The sequence below is a fragment of the Dubosiella muris genome (assembly GCF_004793885.1).
GTDB classification, from domain to species: Bacteria; Bacillota_I; Bacilli_A; order Erysipelotrichales; family Erysipelotrichaceae; genus Dubosiella; species Dubosiella muris.
This window is the reverse complement of the sequence record NZ_SRYG01000019.1, coordinates 17,605-36,681: the sequence shown is the minus strand read 5'-3', so window position 1 is coordinate 36,681 and position 19,077 is coordinate 17,605. Positions and strand designations below refer to the sequence as shown.

20 protein-coding genes and 1 pseudogene are annotated in these 19,077 nt (G+C 50.5%); 10 read left to right on the top strand and 11 right to left on the bottom strand.

The features are described 5' to 3' along the window. Positions 1-181 precede the first annotated feature (181 nt). The gene (locus tag E5336_RS09245) at positions 182-1,873 is read left to right on the top strand and encodes an ammonium transporter (RefSeq protein ID WP_338400922.1); all 1,692 of its coding nucleotides are present in this window, start codon (positions 182-184) and stop codon (positions 1,871-1,873) included. Positions 1,874-2,030: 157 nt separating this feature from the next. Here E5336_RS09245 and E5336_RS09240 read toward each other — a convergent pair whose 3' ends face one another. The 5 genes from E5336_RS09240 to E5336_RS09220 form a co-directional block, all read right to left on the bottom strand. Beyond that, the gene (locus E5336_RS09240) at positions 2,031-2,258 is read right to left on the bottom strand and encodes a PTS sugar transporter subunit IIB (protein WP_277820838.1); all 228 of its coding nucleotides are present in this window, start codon (positions 2,256-2,258) and stop codon (positions 2,031-2,033) included. After that, positions 2,255-3,079, bottom strand: coding sequence for a Cof-type HAD-IIB family hydrolase (locus E5336_RS09235; protein WP_135980837.1), 825 nt, complete (start codon positions 3,077-3,079; stop codon positions 2,255-2,257). Before E5336_RS09235 ends, E5336_RS09240 begins: the two co-directional genes overlap by 4 nt. A gap of 123 nt (positions 3,080-3,202) precedes the next feature. Beyond that, positions 3,203-4,060, bottom strand: a complete 858-nt coding sequence (locus E5336_RS09230) for a MurR/RpiR family transcriptional regulator (RefSeq protein WP_135980836.1) — start codon at positions 4,058-4,060, stop codon at positions 3,203-3,205. A gap of 164 nt (positions 4,061-4,224) precedes the next feature. Next, positions 4,225-4,899, bottom strand: coding sequence for a DUF554 domain-containing protein (locus tag E5336_RS09225; RefSeq protein WP_135980835.1), 675 nt, complete (start codon positions 4,897-4,899; stop codon positions 4,225-4,227). Between the two features lie 204 nt (positions 4,900-5,103). Next, positions 5,104-5,589, bottom strand: coding sequence for an NUDIX hydrolase (locus E5336_RS09220; RefSeq protein WP_135980834.1), 486 nt, complete (start codon positions 5,587-5,589; stop codon positions 5,104-5,106). Between the two features lie 121 nt (positions 5,590-5,710). On the opposite strand from E5336_RS09220, the gene E5336_RS09215 reads away from it, so the two are divergent. Continuing rightward, positions 5,711-7,153 (top strand): ATP-binding protein, encoded by a 1,443-nt coding sequence (locus tag E5336_RS09215; RefSeq protein ID WP_135980833.1) that lies wholly within the window; start codon positions 5,711-5,713, stop codon positions 7,151-7,153. Between the two features lie 169 nt (positions 7,154-7,322). Here the strand turns inward: E5336_RS09215 and E5336_RS09210 are convergent. Continuing rightward, positions 7,323-8,189, bottom strand: a pseudogene (locus tag E5336_RS09210) (RNA-guided endonuclease InsQ/TnpB family protein); the annotation flags it as partial. A 36-nt stretch (positions 8,190-8,225) separates the two neighbouring features. After that, the gene (locus E5336_RS12450) at positions 8,226-8,378 is read right to left on the bottom strand and encodes a hypothetical protein (RefSeq protein WP_168353629.1); all 153 of its coding nucleotides are present in this window, start codon (positions 8,376-8,378) and stop codon (positions 8,226-8,228) included. 498 nt (positions 8,379-8,876) lie between these two features. On the opposite strand from E5336_RS12450, the gene E5336_RS09205 reads away from it, so the two are divergent. From E5336_RS09205 to E5336_RS09185, 5 genes are all read left to right on the top strand, one after another. Further along, positions 8,877-9,503 (top strand): queuosine precursor transporter, encoded by a 627-nt coding sequence (locus E5336_RS09205; protein WP_135980831.1) that lies wholly within the window; start codon positions 8,877-8,879, stop codon positions 9,501-9,503. After that, on the top strand, positions 9,500-10,720 hold the full coding sequence (gene tgt, locus E5336_RS09200; protein WP_135980830.1) for a tRNA guanosine(34) transglycosylase Tgt: 1,221 nt from the start codon (positions 9,500-9,502) through the stop codon (positions 10,718-10,720). The genes E5336_RS09205 and tgt overlap by 4 nt, the downstream gene beginning before the upstream one ends. A gap of 118 nt (positions 10,721-10,838) precedes the next feature. Next, positions 10,839-11,405, top strand: coding sequence for a DUF1292 domain-containing protein (locus E5336_RS09195; protein ID WP_168353628.1), 567 nt, complete (start codon positions 10,839-10,841; stop codon positions 11,403-11,405). Positions 11,406-11,532: 127 nt separating this feature from the next. Then, on the top strand, positions 11,533-12,957 hold the full coding sequence (locus tag E5336_RS09190; protein ID WP_135980828.1) for an MATE family efflux transporter: 1,425 nt from the start codon (positions 11,533-11,535) through the stop codon (positions 12,955-12,957). 199 nt (positions 12,958-13,156) lie between these two features. Beyond that, entirely contained in the window at positions 13,157-13,363 is a 207-nt protein-coding gene (locus E5336_RS09185; RefSeq protein ID WP_135980827.1) for a cold-shock protein, read from the top strand. Positions 13,364-13,409: 46 nt separating this feature from the next. On the opposite strand, the gene E5336_RS09180 is transcribed toward E5336_RS09185, so the two are convergent. Both E5336_RS09180 and E5336_RS09175 read right to left on the bottom strand, forming a co-directional pair. Next, complete coding sequence (locus E5336_RS09180; RefSeq protein ID WP_135980826.1) at positions 13,410-13,850, bottom strand: DUF3021 domain-containing protein; 441 nt, start codon at positions 13,848-13,850, stop codon at positions 13,410-13,412. A 9-nt stretch (positions 13,851-13,859) separates the two neighbouring features. Beyond that, positions 13,860-14,294, bottom strand: a complete 435-nt coding sequence (locus E5336_RS09175) for a LytTR family DNA-binding domain-containing protein (protein ID WP_135980825.1) — start codon at positions 14,292-14,294, stop codon at positions 13,860-13,862. A gap of 186 nt (positions 14,295-14,480) precedes the next feature. Between E5336_RS09175 and E5336_RS09170 the strand changes: the two genes are divergently transcribed. Next, the gene (locus E5336_RS09170; protein ID WP_135980824.1) at positions 14,481-15,083 is read left to right on the top strand and encodes a TetR/AcrR family transcriptional regulator; all 603 of its coding nucleotides are present in this window, start codon (positions 14,481-14,483) and stop codon (positions 15,081-15,083) included. After that, the gene (locus tag E5336_RS09165) at positions 15,070-15,600 is read left to right on the top strand and encodes a GNAT family N-acetyltransferase (RefSeq protein ID WP_135980823.1); all 531 of its coding nucleotides are present in this window, start codon (positions 15,070-15,072) and stop codon (positions 15,598-15,600) included. Before E5336_RS09170 ends, E5336_RS09165 begins: the two co-directional genes overlap by 14 nt. 17 nt (positions 15,601-15,617) lie before the next feature. On the opposite strand, the gene E5336_RS09160 is transcribed toward E5336_RS09165, so the two are convergent. Then, positions 15,618-16,211: a DUF3267 domain-containing protein gene (locus E5336_RS09160; protein ID WP_135980822.1), complete on the bottom strand. Its 594-nt coding sequence runs from the start codon at positions 16,209-16,211 to the stop codon at positions 15,618-15,620. Positions 16,212-16,263: 52 nt separating this feature from the next. Further along, on the bottom strand, positions 16,264-17,367 hold the full coding sequence (locus E5336_RS09155; RefSeq protein ID WP_135980821.1) for an aldo/keto reductase: 1,104 nt from the start codon (positions 17,365-17,367) through the stop codon (positions 16,264-16,266). 202 nt (positions 17,368-17,569) lie between these two features. Between E5336_RS09155 and E5336_RS09150 the strand changes: the two genes are divergently transcribed. After that, the gene (locus E5336_RS09150; protein ID WP_277820837.1) at positions 17,570-18,757 is read left to right on the top strand and encodes an MFS transporter; all 1,188 of its coding nucleotides are present in this window, start codon (positions 17,570-17,572) and stop codon (positions 18,755-18,757) included. Positions 18,758-19,077 lie beyond the last annotated feature (320 nt).

Here is a 19,077-nt window from a genome sequence, read left to right as displayed (position 1 = left end):
ATGAAATAGATTTAATTTTTTTCAAAAAAGTATGAAAAAGACTTGCATATTCGAAAAAAGAGGCGTATTCTTAGGACATCCAATTCGAAGCAAAGGCGCTTATGGACTTGATCAACGGGGATCGGGTCGATAAGCGTCTTTTTCGCTTTTTGGAACAATCGAAAAGGAGAGAGTAGATATGATGGAAGAAGTATTGAGTCAAGTCTTTGGGATTTGGTTTCTGATCGGAGCCGCTTTGGTTTTCTTCATGCAAGCCGGATTCGCGATGGTGGAAGCGGGATTCACGCGGGCGAAAAACGCCGGCAACATCATCATGAAAAACACGATGGACTTTTGTTTGGGAACCGTCGCGTTTCTGATTTTAGGATTCAGCCTGCTTTGCGGAACGGGCGGAAGTCCCTGGATTGGCTGGGGCGCCCATCCGCTGACGGATTTCGCGACCACCGACTGGTCGACGTTTACCTTCAACCTTGTATTTTGCGCCACGGCCGCCACGATCGTTTCCGGCGCGATGGCGGAACGAACGAAGTTTATTTCCTATTGCGTGTACTCGTTTGTGATCAGCTTGCTCATTTATCCAATCGAGGCCCACTGGGTATGGGGACCGGACGGATTTTTGACCGCGATGGGATTCCACGATTTCGCGGGATCGGCCGTTATTCACTTCGCGGGCGGGATTTGCGCCTTCATCGGCGCGGCGATGCTGGGCGCCAGAATTGGCAAGTTTGACGCCGACGGCAAGCCGCACGGCATTCCTGGACACAACATTGTCATCGGGGCGCTGGGCGTGTTCATCCTCTGGTTTGGCTGGTATGGATTTAACGGGGCGGCCGCGAAAAGCGGGGTGCAGCTCGCGACGATTTTCGCCACGACGACAGTCGCGCCGGCGCTGGCGGCATGCGCGGTCATGGTGTTCACGTGGCTTCGTTACGGCAAGCCGGATGTGTCGATGACACTCAACGGCGCGCTGGCCGGACTGGTCGCCGTGACGGCCGGATGCGACGCGGTCAACGTGTTTGGCGCTTGCGTCATCGGCATCGTGGCCGGCTTGATTTGCTGCTTCATGGTATGGCTGCTCGATTATAAACTGCACGTCGACGATCCGGTCGGCGCCGTGGCGGTGCATTTCGCCAACGGGCTGTGGGGGACGATCGCGGTTGGATTGTTCGCGTGCGGCACCGAAACGATGCCGGAAGCGGCCGGCCTGTTTTACGGCGGCGGATGGGATCAGCTGCTCGTCCAGCTGTTTGGCTTGCTTTGCATCGGCGTGTGGACGGCCGTGACGATTTTCATTACCTTCTATTTGATCAAAAAGACGATTGGTTTGCGCGTGACCCCGCACGAGGAAATCATGGGTCTTGATAAAGAGGAGCATGGCTTGGAAAGCGCGTACGCCGGATTCACGATGGCGACGGAAATGAGCCCTTACGCGCCGATTCAAGTCGATGTGCCGAAAAAAGACAGCGTAGTCGTTGATGTCGAGGACGCGGTGCCGGTGCGGATGAAAGATGGAACAGGCGCTTTCTCGCAAGTGACGATCATTACGAAACCGGACCGGTTCGAAGCGTTGAAAAAAGAGCTCGATCAAATCGGAATCGGCGGCATGACGGTCGCCAATGTCATGGGCATGGGCGTCCAGAAAGGACAGACGACGTACTACCGCGGGGCGGAAGTCGAGTCGAAACTGCTGCCGAAGATGAAAGTCGAAATCGTCGTATCGGAAGTGCCGGTACAAAAGGTTGTCGACGCGGCGCGCAAAGCGTTGTATACCGGGTCGATTGGCGATGGCAAGATCTTCGTGTACGACGTGGAAAACGTCATCCGGATCTCCTCGGGCGAAACCGGAAAGGAAGCGCTGCAATACGCGAAATAAATGCGGAGGGACTTCGGTCCCTTTTTTGCGTGAAAAAGGGAAGGCCTGGCCTTCCCGGAGGATAAAAGATTGAGGAGTTGTCCTTGCTTAACGTTTTGAGGAGATCAGTTTTTTGCCTGCTCCAAAACGGCTTGGCCGTTGATGCGTCCGTAGTCGGTCATTGAAATGACATCGAGCGGGACGTTGTGCTTGTCGGCGATTTCTTTTGATAGCCGACTTGCGGGCCGAGCAAAGCGACGTTGATGCCTTCGATATGGCGGTCGAGCTCGTTGAGCGGGTAGGCGACGATATCGGCGTCAAGGCCTTCTTCTTTGGTCGCCTCTTTCATTTTTTCAACGAGCAGGCTGGTGGACATGCCCGCGTTGCAAAACAAGCGAATTTTCATGAATTTCCCTCCTGTAAAAGAAATGTGTCGATAAAATCGGCGATGCCGTCATGGTCGTTGTCGCCAATGATGAAGTCGGCCACGCGCTTCGTGGCGTCGGAGCCGTTGGCCATCGCCACGCCAATCCCGGCTTGCAGCACCATGTCGTGGTCGTTGTCGGCGTCACCAAACGCGCACACATCCTCAAGCGTCATGCCAAATGGTTCAATGGCCATCTGGATGCCGAGCGGCTTGCTGATGCGCGGATCCATGTATTCATACAAGATGCTGGCGGTTTTCAGGGCGGCCGACTTGTATCGCTCATTGGCAAACGTGCTTGCTCTTTCCACAACTTGATCCATGGTTTCCGGATCGCAGACAATCATCACTTTTGGCTTGGGCTCGGTGAGAAACGCGTCAAAGTCGACGACTTTGTATGGAACATGGTCGGCTTTCGACAAACTTTGAATGTGGCGGTCGTCTTTCGGGGCGTACAGGATGCCATCGTATGGAATCGCGAAGTTGACGTCCATATCGTCATAGTGGTCCATGATTTCGTGAATGAGCGCTCCATCCAGTGGAAACGCGGACTGGATCCGGTTCCAGTTGCGGTCCGCCACTTCCGCGCCACCCGTTCCGACGAGGATGTCGATAATCGAATCGAGCTTCCATTTTGGCAGCAGCGTTTCGACGCTGTTGACATCCCGGCCGGTACTTAGTCCCAACAGCACGCCAGCCTCGCGCGCCTTTTTCAAAGCGGACAATGTTTTTTCGGTCACGATGCCTTCACTGTTAAGCAGCGTGCCATCCAGATCGAAAAACAAGATTTTTGGTTGGTTCATATTCAATGCCTCCTTGCATGTTTAGTATAGGAAAACGAAAGCGGAAATGCCGGAAACGGAGGGAATACGAAAAAAAAGTCCCATCGAAATTTCGTTTTGAAAGCGAACGATGGGATTTTCGTGTCAGTCGTCGATTGTCGGGTTGAGCCGGTGGTAATACAAAAACTTTTTGTCAAGGTTTTCCTCGTAGCTTGTTTGAAAGTAAATGGCGTACAAGACGTCGAGCGTGTACAACAGGCTCATTCTTGTCGCGAACGAGGAAATCTTGCGGTAATGGTGCTCGTTGTGGTCGATCCATAAATGCGCTTTCACATTTTGAAAGACGCTTTCGTATCCGGGCGCGCTCAACAGGATGACGGGGGTGCGCGATTGTTCGAGCGCGTAGGCGATGGCGGGAATCGTTGAAGAGCGTCCTTCCATCGTGAGCACGATCGCGAGATGGTCGGGACCGGCGCTGGCGGCCATGAGCGTTTGCTCGTAGTCGTTTTCGGCCATGTGGACGTTTACGCCGATTTCGCGCAGCTGGAACTGGAAGTTTTTAAAGAAGCCCAGATTGCCGGCCGACGTGTACAAGTCGATCGCTTTCGCGTTGCGCATCGCTTTGCACGCTTCATACAAGCTGTACAGGTCGAACAAGTTTTTCTGGCTGGCCAGAGTGCTGTCGTAATCGGCCTTGAGCTGTTCGATGATTTCGTAGTGCGTCTGCATATGGGAAAACGGAAAATTTTTGTCGACATCCGCCTTTTCTTTTTCCCGGTGCAGCAGCGATTTGGAAATCTCGGCTTGCAGCGTGGAAAACCCGTCGAGGCCGAGTTTGGAAAGCAGCCGATACAAGGAGGAGGTGGAAACGTAGCACGTTTGGGCAAGTTGTTTTGGGGTGGTGGCCAGAACGGACTCGGGGTTGGCGAGAATGTGGTTCACGACGACTTGCTCGCTTTGTGTCCATGGGGAATCCAGCTCGAGGCGGGTAAGAAAATCCATAAGTTCCTCCTTTTTGGTTTATCATAACAGAAAAAAGGCCTCCGACGAGGCCTTTTTCCAAGAAAGTTTTAAGAAAGGGAATTTGATTATGAAGTGAGCTTTGTTTTAGCTCACCTGTATTAAACCATATCCGGATGGTCGTGCCAATGGAAACGCTCACTTTTTTATAAGAAAAGGGCGATGAGCAAGGCGGGCAGCAAATTGGCGACTTTGATCGTTTTTGGCCAAATCAAATTGACGCCCACGCAAAAGATGAGGACGTTGCCGACGACGGACAAGTTGTCCAGTGCCCCGTCCGCGAGCAAAAACACGAGAAACGACGACAAGACGGTAATCGTTCCTTGAAGCAGGCCGACGGGGATGGCGGAAAACACGCACCCGACGCCCAGAGAGGCGCTTAAGACGAACACGATGATGAAGTCGAGCAGTGACTTGGCGTACAGCGTGGATGGATCGTGGAACACACCGTCCTGGATAGCGCCGACAATGGCCATCGCGCCGATGCACACGGTCAGCGTGGTCGTGACGAACCCTTCCATGAACAGCTTGTTTTTGGCGTTGCCGCTTTTTTGCTTGAGCCACGCGCCAAAGCGTTCAAGCCAGCCTTCGATGTCGATCCAGTCGCCAACGATCGCCCCGATGGCAAGCGAGACGATGAGCATCATGGAAAACGAGCCGTGGAGCATGGATTCCATCGCGCCCGAGATGGCGAGAAACAGCACGCACACGCCGTTGATTTTCATCAGCAGTTCCTGCGTCGATTGTTTTAAATATTTTCCTAAGAGCATGCCGCCCAGACCACCAGCGACAATGGCGCCCACATTCACGATCGTTCCCATACAAATTCCCTCTTTTCGGCTTTTTATTATAAAATCGTTTATGACTCTTGTCTATTTTTTTTGCGTCACACAAAGAAAAAAGGCCTCCGACGAGGCCTTTTTCCAAGAAAGTTTTAAGAAAGGGAATTTGATTATGAAGTGAGCTTTGTTTTAGCTCACCTGTATTAAACCATATCCGGATGGTCGTGCCAATTGGAACGCTCTTTAAATTTCCAGTTTTTTTCCATCGAGTTCGGCAAGCACGAGCCGGTCGCCGACATAGTCTAGGCGAAGGTAAAAAAGCGGAATATCCTGCTGCATGAGATCGAGGAAAATCAAGTCCCCCGTCCACAAGGGGAGGTTTTTGATTTTGTCTTTCTCGATCCATACGAGCTCGCCTTCGTCGCATTCGATGAGTTCTCCGGAAAAATCTTTTCCGGTATACAAAAACATCAATTCGGAAAAGAGGCTATCGGTTTCGTCCTTTTGGAAGTTGAAGGTGATAATGGCCCGAAGCGTCGGATCATGCCAATCGAGGCCGGTTTCCTCCTTGCATTCGCGCTTCATGCAGTCAAGCACCGTTTCGCCCGGCTCCATTTTGCCGCCGATCCCGATCCATTTGTCTTTGTTGATGTCGTTTTTCTTTTTGATTCGATGGATCATCAAGTATTTTCCATCGTGTTCGATGTATCCTAAAGTCGTGTTTACCATAGGTTTATCTTAGCATAGTTGAGCGTGAAGTGGAGTGAAGTTGATGTTGAAGTGACTTTGAAGTAACGTTGAAGTAAGTTTGAAGTAGATGGAGCGAAAATGCAAAAAAGGGGGGGAGTCTATGTGTTTGGAGGAATTAGTCAACGTGATTTTGCTGGAAGATATGGAAGTGGAATGCAAGTCCCGACTGAATCGGGAGGATACGCTTGGATGGTTAAAAACCATCGCGGGCTTTTCCAATGCGCAAGGCGGTTGCTTGTATATCGGGGTGGAAGACAAGACGAATAAACTCATCGGGTTTGACCGAATCGAAGCGGATAACGAACGGAATTATTTCAATAATATAATCAATGAGCATATTGTTCCAAGACCGAATCTATCTATTTCTTTTCTTCCGTACAAAGTGCGGGAAAAGGAACGGTTTATCATTCAAATCCATGTAAAAGAATCAAGGATCAAGCCGGTTCTCTGCAAATATAAAGGCGTCCCGTCGATCTTTATACGTCGGGACGGGTTTACCAATGGAGCGTCGTATGAGGAAATCATTGATATGAGTGTAAAAAGCAAAAACACACAATATGACATTCAATTTTCGGATCAGCTGTATGATCCGGCCAACTTCACGACGCTCCAGGCGTTTTACGCGCAAAATAATCAGGGAAAAGAACTGCCTGAAAAAGCGCTTCGTTCGATGGGATTTTTCAACGAAGAAGGATATTTAGCCAATGGCGCCTTGTTGTTTTCCGATACGTATGACGGAAAGAAAACGAGTGTGCAATGTTCTGTGTTTTCAGGATTCAGCAAAGGAAGCAACCGGATCGTCACCGTCAATCGGTTTGAAGGAAATCTCATGGATTCGGTTCACTACATGCTGGAATTTGTAGAGCAGAGGATGAATCATACGATGATCAAGGAGGAAAATCATCGGAAAAATATCGACGCTTTCCCTTCGCGCGCTTTATTTGAAGCGGTGATCAACGCCATCGCCCACCGCAACTACTATTTGGATGGAACGCAGATCCAGGTCGATTTGTTTCGGGATCGTCTTGAAATTTCATCGCCTGGCAGTTTCTATCAAGGAGAGCAGCTTGCGAAAACATACGATCTTTCGTCCATTATTTCGAAGAGGAGAAACGAATTGATTGCTTCGGTTTTGGTGTTGTGCAACGCGATGGAAGCGGCAGGAACGGGATTCGATAAAATCATGTTGGAGTATCGGGATGCCAATCGAAAGCATCGGCCCTACATCTTTTCCTCTTCGGATGACTTTACGATCGTTTTGCCGGACCTTACGTATTCGGAAGGAATCGTGGACGACGCGACGCCAAGACTCTCTTTCGTTCCCGTGGAAAACGGGACCCGGTATGATCAAAAAGTATTGGAGTTTTGTTTTTACCGGACGCACAAAATATCGGAAATCGCGAAATTCCTCGGCATTAGCGATTCCACTTATTTTCGCAAAAATGTCATTGGAAATTTGGAGAGGCAAAACTATTTGATTGGCAGCAAACTGGGCCGGGCCAAATACTTTCGCACCAATCCGGAAATGGTCGCGCTCGAATGAATTACCTCGCCTGAACTTACGTTCTGGTAAGGTTTCAGATAACACCTGACAGAGAGAAGTGGAATCGGACGATTTCCGCACCCTTTTCTTTCAGAAACTATCCGGGCATATCCATGAGATGCCCTTACTGGTTCGGTCCTTTTCGACTTTGCCCAGCTATGGTTTTGTTTTAAGCCAGCTCCGGATGCACGATCCTTTTGATGTGGCGCAGGTCCACCTTGTCCGTTTTGAACAATTCAGGAAAAACCTTCCTTCCAATGTTGGCGGCCGCGTTCAGATCCGCGTTCAATATCTCTCCATTCGCGCGCCGGTAATTTCCTCTCGTCGTTCTCGTTCCACTCAAACCGTCCGCATGAAAACCATCCTCGTCATAGAACGACGCTTTCGAGGTGTACGCTTCTTCCGTCTCGATATATCGGATGCCTTCCCGCTCGCAACGGTATTTCAGCTTCTGTCGTAAGGCATAGAACGGGATACGGCAGAAGATGCGGTTGTTTTTCGAGCCAAGTTCGGCGTTTTGCTTCCATTCCTTGTTGCATCCGACGACCAATGTGTCGATGTCGTTTTCGACATACCACTGGATGATGGCATTGGCTGTCTTGTGCAGGAAATCCGTAGTCCTCAGTCCATTCTTGCGGTAGATCGCTTTCGCTCTTTTCGAGCTTTTCAATTTGATTTCCGTCCCGATCGTTTGTCTGGACGCCAATCGTGACAACGTGCGTGATTCCTCTTCCTTGATGCTTTTCAATACCCGCCCCGAAAACAAGAGGGAACGTTTCCCTATGTTGTTCGCGATGGCTGCGAGATTGTTCACACCGAGGTCGATCGAGGCGACTTGTTTGGGTTGTCTGCACGCTTTGACTGATTTCGTCTCATAAGTCAGCATGATCAAAAACACGTCATGATAGGGCACAATCTTCGCTTCTTTCAAGCGCCCTTCTTCCATACGACGGCATGGGATGCGCTCTTTGACATGGGGAAGTTTGAGCATCCCGTCGTAGTTCCTGCACTCCTGATTGGATAGGATGGCTGTCTTGTATTGCGCTTTGACGTATCGAGGAGGATTCGGTCTTTATCCATATGGATTGTTTTTCCACGCCTTCAACGATTTGAAATACGTGTCGAAATCCCGGCACGCCTGTTTCATCATGTGCTGCGCCGTATGACGAGGAAGTCCCTTGGCGAAATAGTCCGGATGGTTGGATACGGTAAACAGACGGAACAAAGTCAAATAGGATGGAAGTTTCCCGGTATCGAACGGGTTGTCAAACGAAGGCTGTTTCTTTTGGATCTCGGGAAGATACGCGTCTCATTGGCGTTTGGCTTCCAATTGAAGCGGATGGAGGTTTGTCTTGCCTTTCGAGGCGAAGACCTGGCGAAGCTGAAAAAGAGCGGCATTGTAGATGTTCTTGCTTTTTTGGCATACGTCCATACAATATGGATAGAGGGTATGGTTTCGTTTGATGACGATTCGATCGACAGCATAGGCCATGGGTTGACACCCCTTTTATCCAGTTCTATTGTAACATAATATGCATTTAGAAAAGAAATTTTATGTCAAAACCGCCAAAACAATATCGAACGCCCATGAAGATTCATCCCGTCATTGAGCCTGGCGTTCAGTGGGGGTCTTCTCTGCATGGGATAAAAACAAGGGAGGATCGTCGTTTTGCTCGTTCGCAGGGCTTTATTTTTCCGGCATCCAAGACTATAATTCATAGGTATGTCAGAGAAGAAATTGAAATTGTTGATTTACTTTATCGCGATATCGGCCGGATCCTTGCTGATATCCAATCTTTGCGCGATCAAGTTGTGGAATCTGGGCGGCATCGCCGTGGACGGCGGCGTCGTGCTGTTTCCCGTTACATATATTATAGGGGACTTGATCGTGGAGCTGTTTGGACAAAAGACGGCGCGCTCGATCATCTACGCGGGATTTCTCGTCAACGTGATCGCGGTGCTCGTGTTTTATATCGTCATCGCCCTGCCGCCGTATCCGGGATGGGAAATGCAGGACGCGTTCGCTTCGGTACTCGGGTTCTCGCCACGCATCATCGCGGGCTCGCTTTGCGGCTATTTGGGTTCGAACTTGCTGAACACGCATTTGTTCACGAAGATGAAAAACGGAAACGGCGTGTTCGCGCGTAGCTTTATCGCCCGGGCCCTTGGCTCCTCGGTGTTCGCGCACATCATCGACTCCGCGGTATTTGAAACGATCGCGTTTATCGGGGTGCTGCCGTTCAACGAGTTTCTGGCGCAGGCGGTGTTCGCGTACGTGCTCGGTCTGGCACTGGAAGTCGTGCTTTCGCCCGTCGAGATCGGTATTGAGAAGAAGTTGAGGAATTTATGAGTGCATATCACAACAACAACACCTTTTGGTTTGAGATCGTAAAACAAATCCCGGGACAGCTCGGCCGGGCCGGTATCATCCACACGCCGCACGGCGACATCATGACTCCGGCCTTCATGTGTGTCGGCACAAGAGGACAGGTGCCGTTTTTATCGCCCGAGGACTTGCGGGAAATCGGTGCCCAGGCCATGCTTTCCAACGGATACCATTTGCGTAACGCCTCGCCCGACATCGCCAGAGAAGGCGGGCTGGCCGCGTGGTCGAAATGGAACGGACCGACATTGACGGACTCGGGCGGCTTTCAAGTCATGTCGCTTGGCTCGGGACTTGGCAAAGTCGTCAGCATGGAACGGGAAAAGGAAGTGACGAACCGCAAAAAGGAGGAGCGGCTCGCGCTCGTGACGGAAACGGGCATCGAGTTTACCGATCCGGTTACGAAGGAGCTTGACTTTATTGGACCGAAGGAGTCGATGGAGATCCAGTGCCGGATCGGCGCGGACATCCACATGGCGTTCGACGAGCTCACGTCGCTGGCGGATTCGTACGAATACAACGTGGAGGCGCTGGAACGGACGGAACGCTGGGCGCAAATCTCGCTCGACGAGCATCGCAAACACGAGTACGACTTGGGCTACAAGCAGTCGTTGTACGGCGTGCTCCAGGGCGGACGCTGGGAGGACTTGCGCCGCTCGACCGCCAAAAAGATGGGACAAATGGACTTTGACGGCTATGGCCTTGGCGGCGCGTTTTTGAAAAACAACCTGGGCGATATCTTGCGCTGGTGCAACGAGGAGCTGCCGGAAGGCAAGCCGCGCCACTTGCTTGGCCTGTCGCACCCGGACGATATTTTGATTGGCTCCCTGATGGGGGCGGACACGTTCGACTGCGTGGCGCCAAGCCGGGAAGCCCGTCATGGCCGTATTTACACGCATGACGGCTACTACGCCTTGAACAAGTTCAAGGAAAGCGACGAGGTGCTTGAACCGGGCTGCGACTGCCCGGCCTGTCGAAAAGGATATACGCGCAAGCAGCTTTACACGATGCTCAAGTCGGAAGACAAGCCGACGCGCTACGAGTATTTCCGCCTGGCGACGCAGCACAATTTGCGATTCATCATCCGGTTGACGGAGGAGATTCGCCAAGCCATTTTGGAGGACCGGTTCGAGGAGTACCGCGACGCGTTCATGACGCGCTATTATAAAAAGAAAGCGAAATAGGCAAACGGGAGGAAGACGTCGAATCAAGACGCTTTCTCTTTTTTTCTGCTTTTTGGGTCATTCGAATGGGAAAACGATCAAGAAACACCAATAATAAAAAAAGATAGGAGGAATGAATATGGTAGAAACATTCACAGTCGAAAAAGACGGAAAGGAAATCACGTACCGCACGTTGCTGACGTTTTATAATAAAGAGGCCGGCAAGCATTTTGTCGTCTATACCGACGATTCGAAAGACGAAAAGGGAAACGTCAAGGTGCTTGTGTCCAGCTACGATCCCGATGTTGAAAAGTCGCCGCTTTGTTCCATCGAGTCGCCGGAAGAGTGGAAAATCGTTTCGGACGCGCTGGATGTGCATCAGGCCGAGCTGATGGCGGCGATCGACCGGTCGCAAGCGGCGGAAACGGTTGAAATCGAGGAGAAGAGCGCACCGGCCCGTTTTGAAATGAACGGTCTTACGTATCAGGTGCTCGCCAGTCTTGTCGACGAGGAAAACAACAACGAGTACGTGTTGTACGTGCCCGCGCAAACCGAAGCGGAAAAAGTGGAAGTGCTTGTGGGCAGGCTGCTGGAAAAAGACGAGAACGGCGTGCCAAGCAAGGTAGGCCCGATCGAAACCGAAGAGGAGTGGCGTCTGATCGAGGAGCCGGTCGGCGCGATCATTGAACATTTGAATCAAAAATAAAGAGGGAAGGCAAAGCGCGGGCTTTGCCTTTTTTGCGAAACGCTGTTTCATCTTTTCGAGGAACAAAGATTTTTTTTCCAATCGAGTCTATAATGAAGATGCATAGAGAAAAGGAAGGGGAAGTCGTATGGAAAAGTCTTTTAAGCTGGAATCCAGCATGCTGACCGGTTCTTTATGGAAACCGGTTTTACTGTTCGCGCTGCCGCTGGCCGCGACCGGGATCTTACAGCAGCTGTTCAACGCCGCTGATATCGCGGTCGTCGGCCAGTTTACGCAAGAGCGGGGCGCCATCGCCATGGCGGCGGTCGGAGCCAACGCGCCGGTCGTGGCGCTGCTGCTCAATTTTTTTGTGGGGATCTCACTTGGCAGCAACGTGGTCATCGCCAACGCGCTGGGATCGGGCAATCATACGATCGTGCGTTCGGCGATTGGCACTTCCGTCCTTCTCGCGCTGCTTGGCGGTGTGCTCATGGGCGTCGTGGGCGAGATAATCGCCGCGCCGTTGTTCGCGTCGCTCAACGTACCCGAGGAAGTCATGGAAATGGCGGTTTTGTATTTTCGCATTTACATGCTCGGCATGCCGGTAATCCTGCTTTATAATTTCGAGGCCGCGATTTTGCGAGGCGCGGGCGACACGAAAACGCCGCTGATGGTGCTGACGATGTCGGGTATCGTCAACGTCGTGCTCAATCTGGTGTTTGTGATCGGGATGGGCATGGCGGTCGAGGGTGTGGCCATCGCGACGGTCGTTTCCAATTTGATCAGTTCGATCCTTCTTTTGATCAAGCTTCTGCGTTCGAAAACAGAAATTTGTCTGGATGTAAAAAATTTATCTATGAACCGGGGCGTGCTCGTACGTATTTTGCGAATCGGCGTGCCGGCCGGCATCCAGAGTTCGGTGTTTTCGCTGGCCAACGTGATCGTGCAGGGAGCGACCAACTCGCTGGGCACAATCGTGATGGCGGCCAGCAGCGCGTCGACGAACATCGAGATTTTCGCGTTCAACGTGCTCGCTTCGTTTGGCCAGGCGTGCACGACGTTTGTCGGCCAAAACTATGGCGCCAACCAGGTGGCGCGCTGCAAGCAGATTTTGAAAGTGTGTCTGGTGGAAAGCGCGACGCTGACGATCGTCGCGATTTTGCTGATTATCAGCATGGGCCGGGGGCTGCTAGGCATCTTCAACGGGGATCCGGAAGTCATCGAAACCGGTTTTCTGCGCATGATGATTATTTTTCCGGCGTATATCTTCTCACTGACGTACGACACGATTTCGGGATATTTGCGCGGCTTTGGCATTTCGCTCATGCCGGCCGTTTTGACGACGGTGGCGATTTGCGGCTCGCGGATCACGTGGGTGTATTTCGTGTTCCCGCTCGCGCCGACGTTCGCGACCATCATGGCGATTTATCCGATTTCGCTTGGTTTGGCCGCGTTGTTTCTGGGCATCGCGCTGTGGATTAAAAAACCGGCGACGACCATTTTGAGAAAACAGCGGGAGCAGGAGGCGCGGCTGGAGGAAACCGGACAAACCGAGATGGCGGTTTCGCTGTAAAAACGCAAAAAGAGGGGTAAATCGCTTGTTTCTTTGAATAAATATGGTATACTTACTCTAGTAAAAGAAATTTCAGGACTTCAACTGATCGTTATTATTGGTTCTAGTGTGTATGTGTTTCTCAATACAAGGACCGGTCATGGCGATCATTTTTTGTAAAAGAAACGATTTCTTCTACGAAATGAAGGAGGTACTGAACATGAGTACAGGCAAAGTAAAATGGTTTAACAACGAGAAAGGATATGGATTTATCCAGATTGATGGTTCGGATCGCGACATTTTCGCGCATTACACGAACATCGCGGGCCACGGATTCCGTTCTTTGGAAGAAGGACAAAAAGTCGAATTTGAAATCGGCGAAGGAAAGCGCGGCCAGCAGGCGGAAAACATTCTCGTATTGCGATAAGGCGTGAAAGACCCGAAAGGGTCTTTTTTGTTCTTGAAAAGACGCCTTAGCGGGAATCGCGCTTCTGGAGTTGCTCATTGATTTTTTTCGCTTCTTTCAAGTTGTAGTGGCGAAAAATCAGGAAAATGCCCAGGGCGAGAGCGATTTGTCCGGCAAAGATAGCGAAAAAAGACAGCGGATGGCTCGGGTCGCCCATCCAGCCAAGCGACATCGCGATCGCTGTATACACGACAAGGCCGATACCAAGGTGAATGGTCATTTGCGTGGCGCGGGACAGGCGCTGGTCCTGGTACACGATCGTTGGCACGCCAAATCCCAGGCCGATGCCGATACAGCCCAGCACCATTTTCGTGAAGCGGTACCCGTCCAGAGAGAACATGCCGTGACCAATTTGGTCGAATACCATACCAATCAGACAAAAAAGCGTGCAGGCGATGCCGATGCTGATGAGCGAGTCGATGATGATTTGTTTGATGTTGTTTTTCATAAGTTCCTCCTAGATGCCGATGGCCTTTTTGAAGGCGGGCAAGTATTTGCGCGAAACGTAGTCCTGCTCCTTGTTTTTGAGCTTGAGCAGCAGCGCGCCGCCAAACGATAGTTCGACGTAGTCGATAAACCGGATGTTGACGAGGGTCGTTTTCGAGATGCGGATCATCGCGTAGCCGAGTTGCTGTTCGAGTTCGTACAGCCGTTTTTTGGACACGTATTTTTCGGTGGCGGTGTAGAAAAACACGGTTCCGTTTTCCACCCGCGCCATGTACAAATCTTCGGGGCGTAAAAGGACGATCCGGTCTTCCTTCATGGCAGCGATGGGCGCCTCGCTTGTGGACAAGGCGTCGATGAGCTGTTCAATATCGGGTGTCAAGGCGCTGGCGTGGATCGTGATATATGGGGCGGTGATTTCCGGGTCGAGTTGGATCTGTACTTTCATGTCATCCCTCCTTGGTTTTGATTATACGAAGAATGGATACGAAGAGGGGATTTTTTTGGTCAGTGGTCAAATATTACCGGTAAGAGGTGAATTGAGCGACGTCAAATCCGTTTTTTTTTCTTCTTGAAAAAGCGACACGCGTGTCGTATCATAAAAGCGACATATATGTCGCAAAGGAGACGGACAATGGAAACAAAGGGAGAAAAAACGAAACAGCTCATTTTGGATACGGCGTACCGGTTATTTGCCGAATATGGATTTACCCGTGTGAATATGAAAATGCTTTGCGAGCGAACCGGTTTGAGCCGGGGCGGGTTGTATCGCCATTATGAAAGCACGGCGCAAATCTTTTTGGAAATCCTTCGAAAGATGGCAGCCCGCCAGCAAGACGAAGTGCGAGAGCAAATCGCGAAAAAAGTGCCGGCTAAAGTCATTTTGGAAAGCCTGCTTTCCCGTTATGAAATGGAAATGCGGGACGATAAAAATTCTTTGAGTTTGGCAATCGTGGAGTTTTACGGCGATTCCAGTCATACGAAGGAAGACGGTTTTGTAAAACAAAGCTACGAGCGCTCCAAAGCGACGTGGATCGAACTTATTGCCTATGGCGTCGCGACAAAGGAATTTATGCCGGTGGATGCCGAGGCGGTGTTCCATGTAATCGTGTTCGCGTATCAGGGCGTGCGGTTGTATAGCCGGCTGATGGATATTGAGGACGATGTATCGTCGCAAATCGTAAAGGAAGTCAAGCGGCTTTTGCTGCCGCAGGAGGAACGGAATGAAAAAAGATGAGATTGTTTTAAAACGGCCGGTATCGGCGATGAAAGAGAGCGCGCTCGCGTACCGGAAAGCGCATTTTGAAAGTGGGGAAAAGACAATTTATGGAAGTGAGCTGTTCGATCAAATCGAGAGTTACGACGAGTGGCTGAAGGCGGTGACGCGCAACACGAAGCCGGAAACCGTCGATCCAAACTGGGTGGTGACGGACACGTTTTTCGCGGTCCGTCCCGGCGATCAGGAAATCGTTGGAATCATCGACTTGCGCCATTCGTTGAACGGCTTTTTGAAAGATTTGGGCCATTGCGGCTACAGCGTGCGTCCGTCGGAACGCAGAAAAGGATATGGAACGCAAATGCTGCGCCAGCTGCTGGATGTGGCGAAAGAGGCGGGTCTTCAAAAGCTTCAGCTTTCTGTGGAGCGGGACAACACGGCATCGGTACGTGTCATTCAAAACAATGGTGGCGTGTATGAGCGAAGCTTTTCCTTTGAGGGCAAAGAGGCGGATGTTTACGGATTTCTATTAAAATAAAGATGGAACGGGGATTTTTAGCGGTCCTCGTTTTCTTCTGGTATGAACCACCAGCTGTGAATACCCGACATGTACGTTTTCGCGCCTTTGGGCATTTGCGTTAGCGCGTGGAACACGTTGAGGTAGTCTCCGGCGCCCATGGTGATCGCGCACCATCCTAAGCCAAGCAGGACGCTGCATGACGGGAAAAGAAGGCCGAGCCCGTAAGGGAGCACACCGAAGACGCGGTTAGGAAGCATGGACATAAAAATGAATCGTCTCTTGCTCATCGTTTCGGTGCCGATCACGAAAAGCATGCCTTGGCGCAAGTTGGTGTATAAATAGACATCGTCTTTGAAACAAAGCGCGTGAAGGATCTCGTGGGGAAAACACGTGAGGAGAGAGAGGCCCCCGCCAATCCAGAAGCCGATGGAGAAAATCAGCCTGGTTTTGTACAGGGCTACGATTGGGATGGCGAGAACGACCAAAAGGACGAGCGCGATCCCGTTGGCGATCCAGGCTATTTTTTCGATGGAATCGGGTTCTTTGAATGGGACGGCGTCTTTTTTTGCGGGCGCGGCAGGCAGCGAGTCGGGATTGAGATCATAAGTTCCTTTATAGTGAAGTTTCATGAGGATTCCTCTTTCTTTTTTTCATTATAACGCAAAAAGCGCCGGCTGGCACTTAATGATCGAACGCTTCGGAAACGGTTTTAAGAAGAGAAACGATGGACAGATGCTGTGGACAGACGCCTTCGCATTGACCGCATGCGACGCAGGCGCTGGCCGGATTGCCCAAGCTGGAAAATTTATTGTAGTAGGTTTGATAGCGGGCGTGTTCGCCATAAAGACGCTGGCTGTTGTATGCCGTAAACAAGTCGGGAATCGCGATATGCATCGGGCAGCCGGCTACGCAATAGCGGCATTTGGTGCACGGAATCGTGTCCGCCGACAAAATTGAACGGGTGATGGCGGCGACGGCTTTTGACTCGGTTTCGGTTAACGGGCTGGCGTTTCGCATCGTCGCTGTGTTTTCTTTCATTTGTTCCCCATTGGACATGCCGGATAAAATCGTCATGACGCCTTCTTTTTCGGCAAGAAAGCGCAGCGCGAGAGAGGACGGTGTCGTGTGGGGAATGGTCTGTTTTCGAATGGCTTCGGCTTCGGGAGGCAAAACCGCCAGCGTACCGCCTTTGATGGGTTCCATGACGACGACGGGTTTGCCAAACCGTCGGGCTGCTTCATAGTTGCGCTTTGCCTGGATCACTTCGTTTTCCCAGTCGAGATAATTGAGTTGAAGCTGGACAAATTCCAATTCCGGGTGTCTGGTGAGGATTTGTTCGAGCAGTTCTGGCCCGTCATGATAGGAGAAGCCGATGTGCCGAATCTTTCCTTTGGCTTTCATTTCTTTTAAAAAGTCGAACGTGTTGTATTTTTCATACGTTGGCAAGTGTTTTTCCTCGACACTGTGAAGCAAATAAAAGTCGAAATAGTCGACTCCTGCGGCTTCCATGGATTCCTGGAAGACGCGTTCCACATCTTCGGGTCCTTTTAATTTCCATGCCGGCAGCTTGTCGGCTAAAGTAAACGTATCGCGCGGGTAACGTTTGACGAGCGCTTCACGTATCGCGTTTTCACTGCCCGCGTACGCGTAGGCGGTATCAAAATAGGTAAAACCGTTGTGCATGAATAAATCGACCATCGTCTGGACTTGCGTCTGGTCGATGACGCCGTTTTCGTCTTTGGGCAGGCGCATGAGCCCGAATCCGAGTTTGGAATGGCTGAGCATGAGGATTCCTCGCTTTCTATAGCTTCATTCTAGAGAAAAGGAAGAAGCGGCGCGATTCGTGGAGATGCTTTTGGAATGTTGTTTACAGATTGAATGAAAACGGGATTGGAAAGATGAAAACGAAGTTTGAGAAACAGGAAAAGCCATTTTCTTTTTTCTAAACGACTTTTACGATAAAGCTATCAAGAAAAGAGGGAAAAACATGGAATTTCAAATTCTCAAACAAAAGAAACACAGTTTGCTTGCCGGGTATAAAAATTCGTATTTCAGCTACTTTCTCATGTATAATTTTTACTATTTGTCATGGGCTTTATTTTCCGTTCTGATTTCCGTGTATTTGCTGGATCGGGGATATCGCGCCAGCGATGTTTCGCTCGTCGTGTCGGGATCGTTTCTTGCCTCGCTGCTTACGCAGCCGCTCATTGGTTCCTTGACGGACCGGTATGACGCGAAAAAGCTGAATCTCGCTTTGTTTGGTATCGCGATGATTGGGGCGGTCTTGTTTTTGATGGCCGATACCTTGTGGATGATTGCCGGCTCGTACGCGCTTGTGATGCTGATTTTGAACGGGACGAATCCGGTGATGGAAAAGGTGGCGACGGCCTCGCCGTACGCGTATGGACGGATTCGGATTTGGGGGACGATTGGATACGCGCTTGGCAGTCAGCTTGCCGGCTTGATTTACGACTTTGTTTCGCCGCAAGCGATCTTTATCGCGTTTTTGGGGACGATGGCTTTGTGCGTGATTGGATTGGCCGGAACCGATTCGCTGGCTATGGAAAAGAAACCGGAAAAGGAAAAGAATTCTTTGAAGAGCGGCAATAAAAAATTTTTTATCTATCTTGGGCTTGCGGGCGTGTTTTTTGGAATCACGAACGTGGTGAATACGTACGCGCCGGCCATGTTCCAGGCCAAAGGGCTGGATATGAGCGTGACGTCCGCGATTCTTTCGGCCGCTGTCCTTTGTGAGGCGCCCATTGTGTTGTGGTCGGGAAAGTTTATGGATCGTCTGGAAACAAAAACGCTTATGCTGATCGCGTTTGGTTTGGTGCTGGTGCAGCTAGGCGTGTACGCGCTTGATCTGAAGGTTGGAGCGATGGTGGCAATCACGCTGATGGCAAAGCATCCAGCCGGGATGTTGTTTATTATGATCAATTTGAAGGCGGTCGCTTCGCTTGTGGATGCCAATCGGCAAATCAGCGCGCTGGCGCTTGTGCAAACCGTGAAGTCGCTGTTTTCGATTGGATTTCAAAACGTAGCAGGAAATCTGTTGAATGTTGTGCCGTTCGCGCAGGTTTATCTCATTTGCGGATGCGTTCTTGGGGTGGCTTTGCTTGTGTTGCTAGGTGTCAAACTGCCTTCGACCAGTCAAAAGCTGTTCCAGAAATAGGGAAAAGGCTTGATGATATCCCCTCTATTCATCAAGCCTTTTTGTTTTCTATTCTTTTTTTCTTTTTCTTTTAAAGGCAGCCCGAGGAGCCGGTCTGTCTGGTCGGCCATAAAGAGTGGGATATTTATGGTAAATAAAGATAATCACGAAAATATGCATAATTTCGTGATAAAAATGACGTTTTTATTAAAAATGGCGTGATTGTCTTATGGTTTTCGTTATCGGACAGAATTGTAAAATAACATTTGAAGTCTATGTACATTTGAAGAAAAAAAGATGTAAAATTGAATCAAGTACTTTAAATATGAGATCAAAATAGT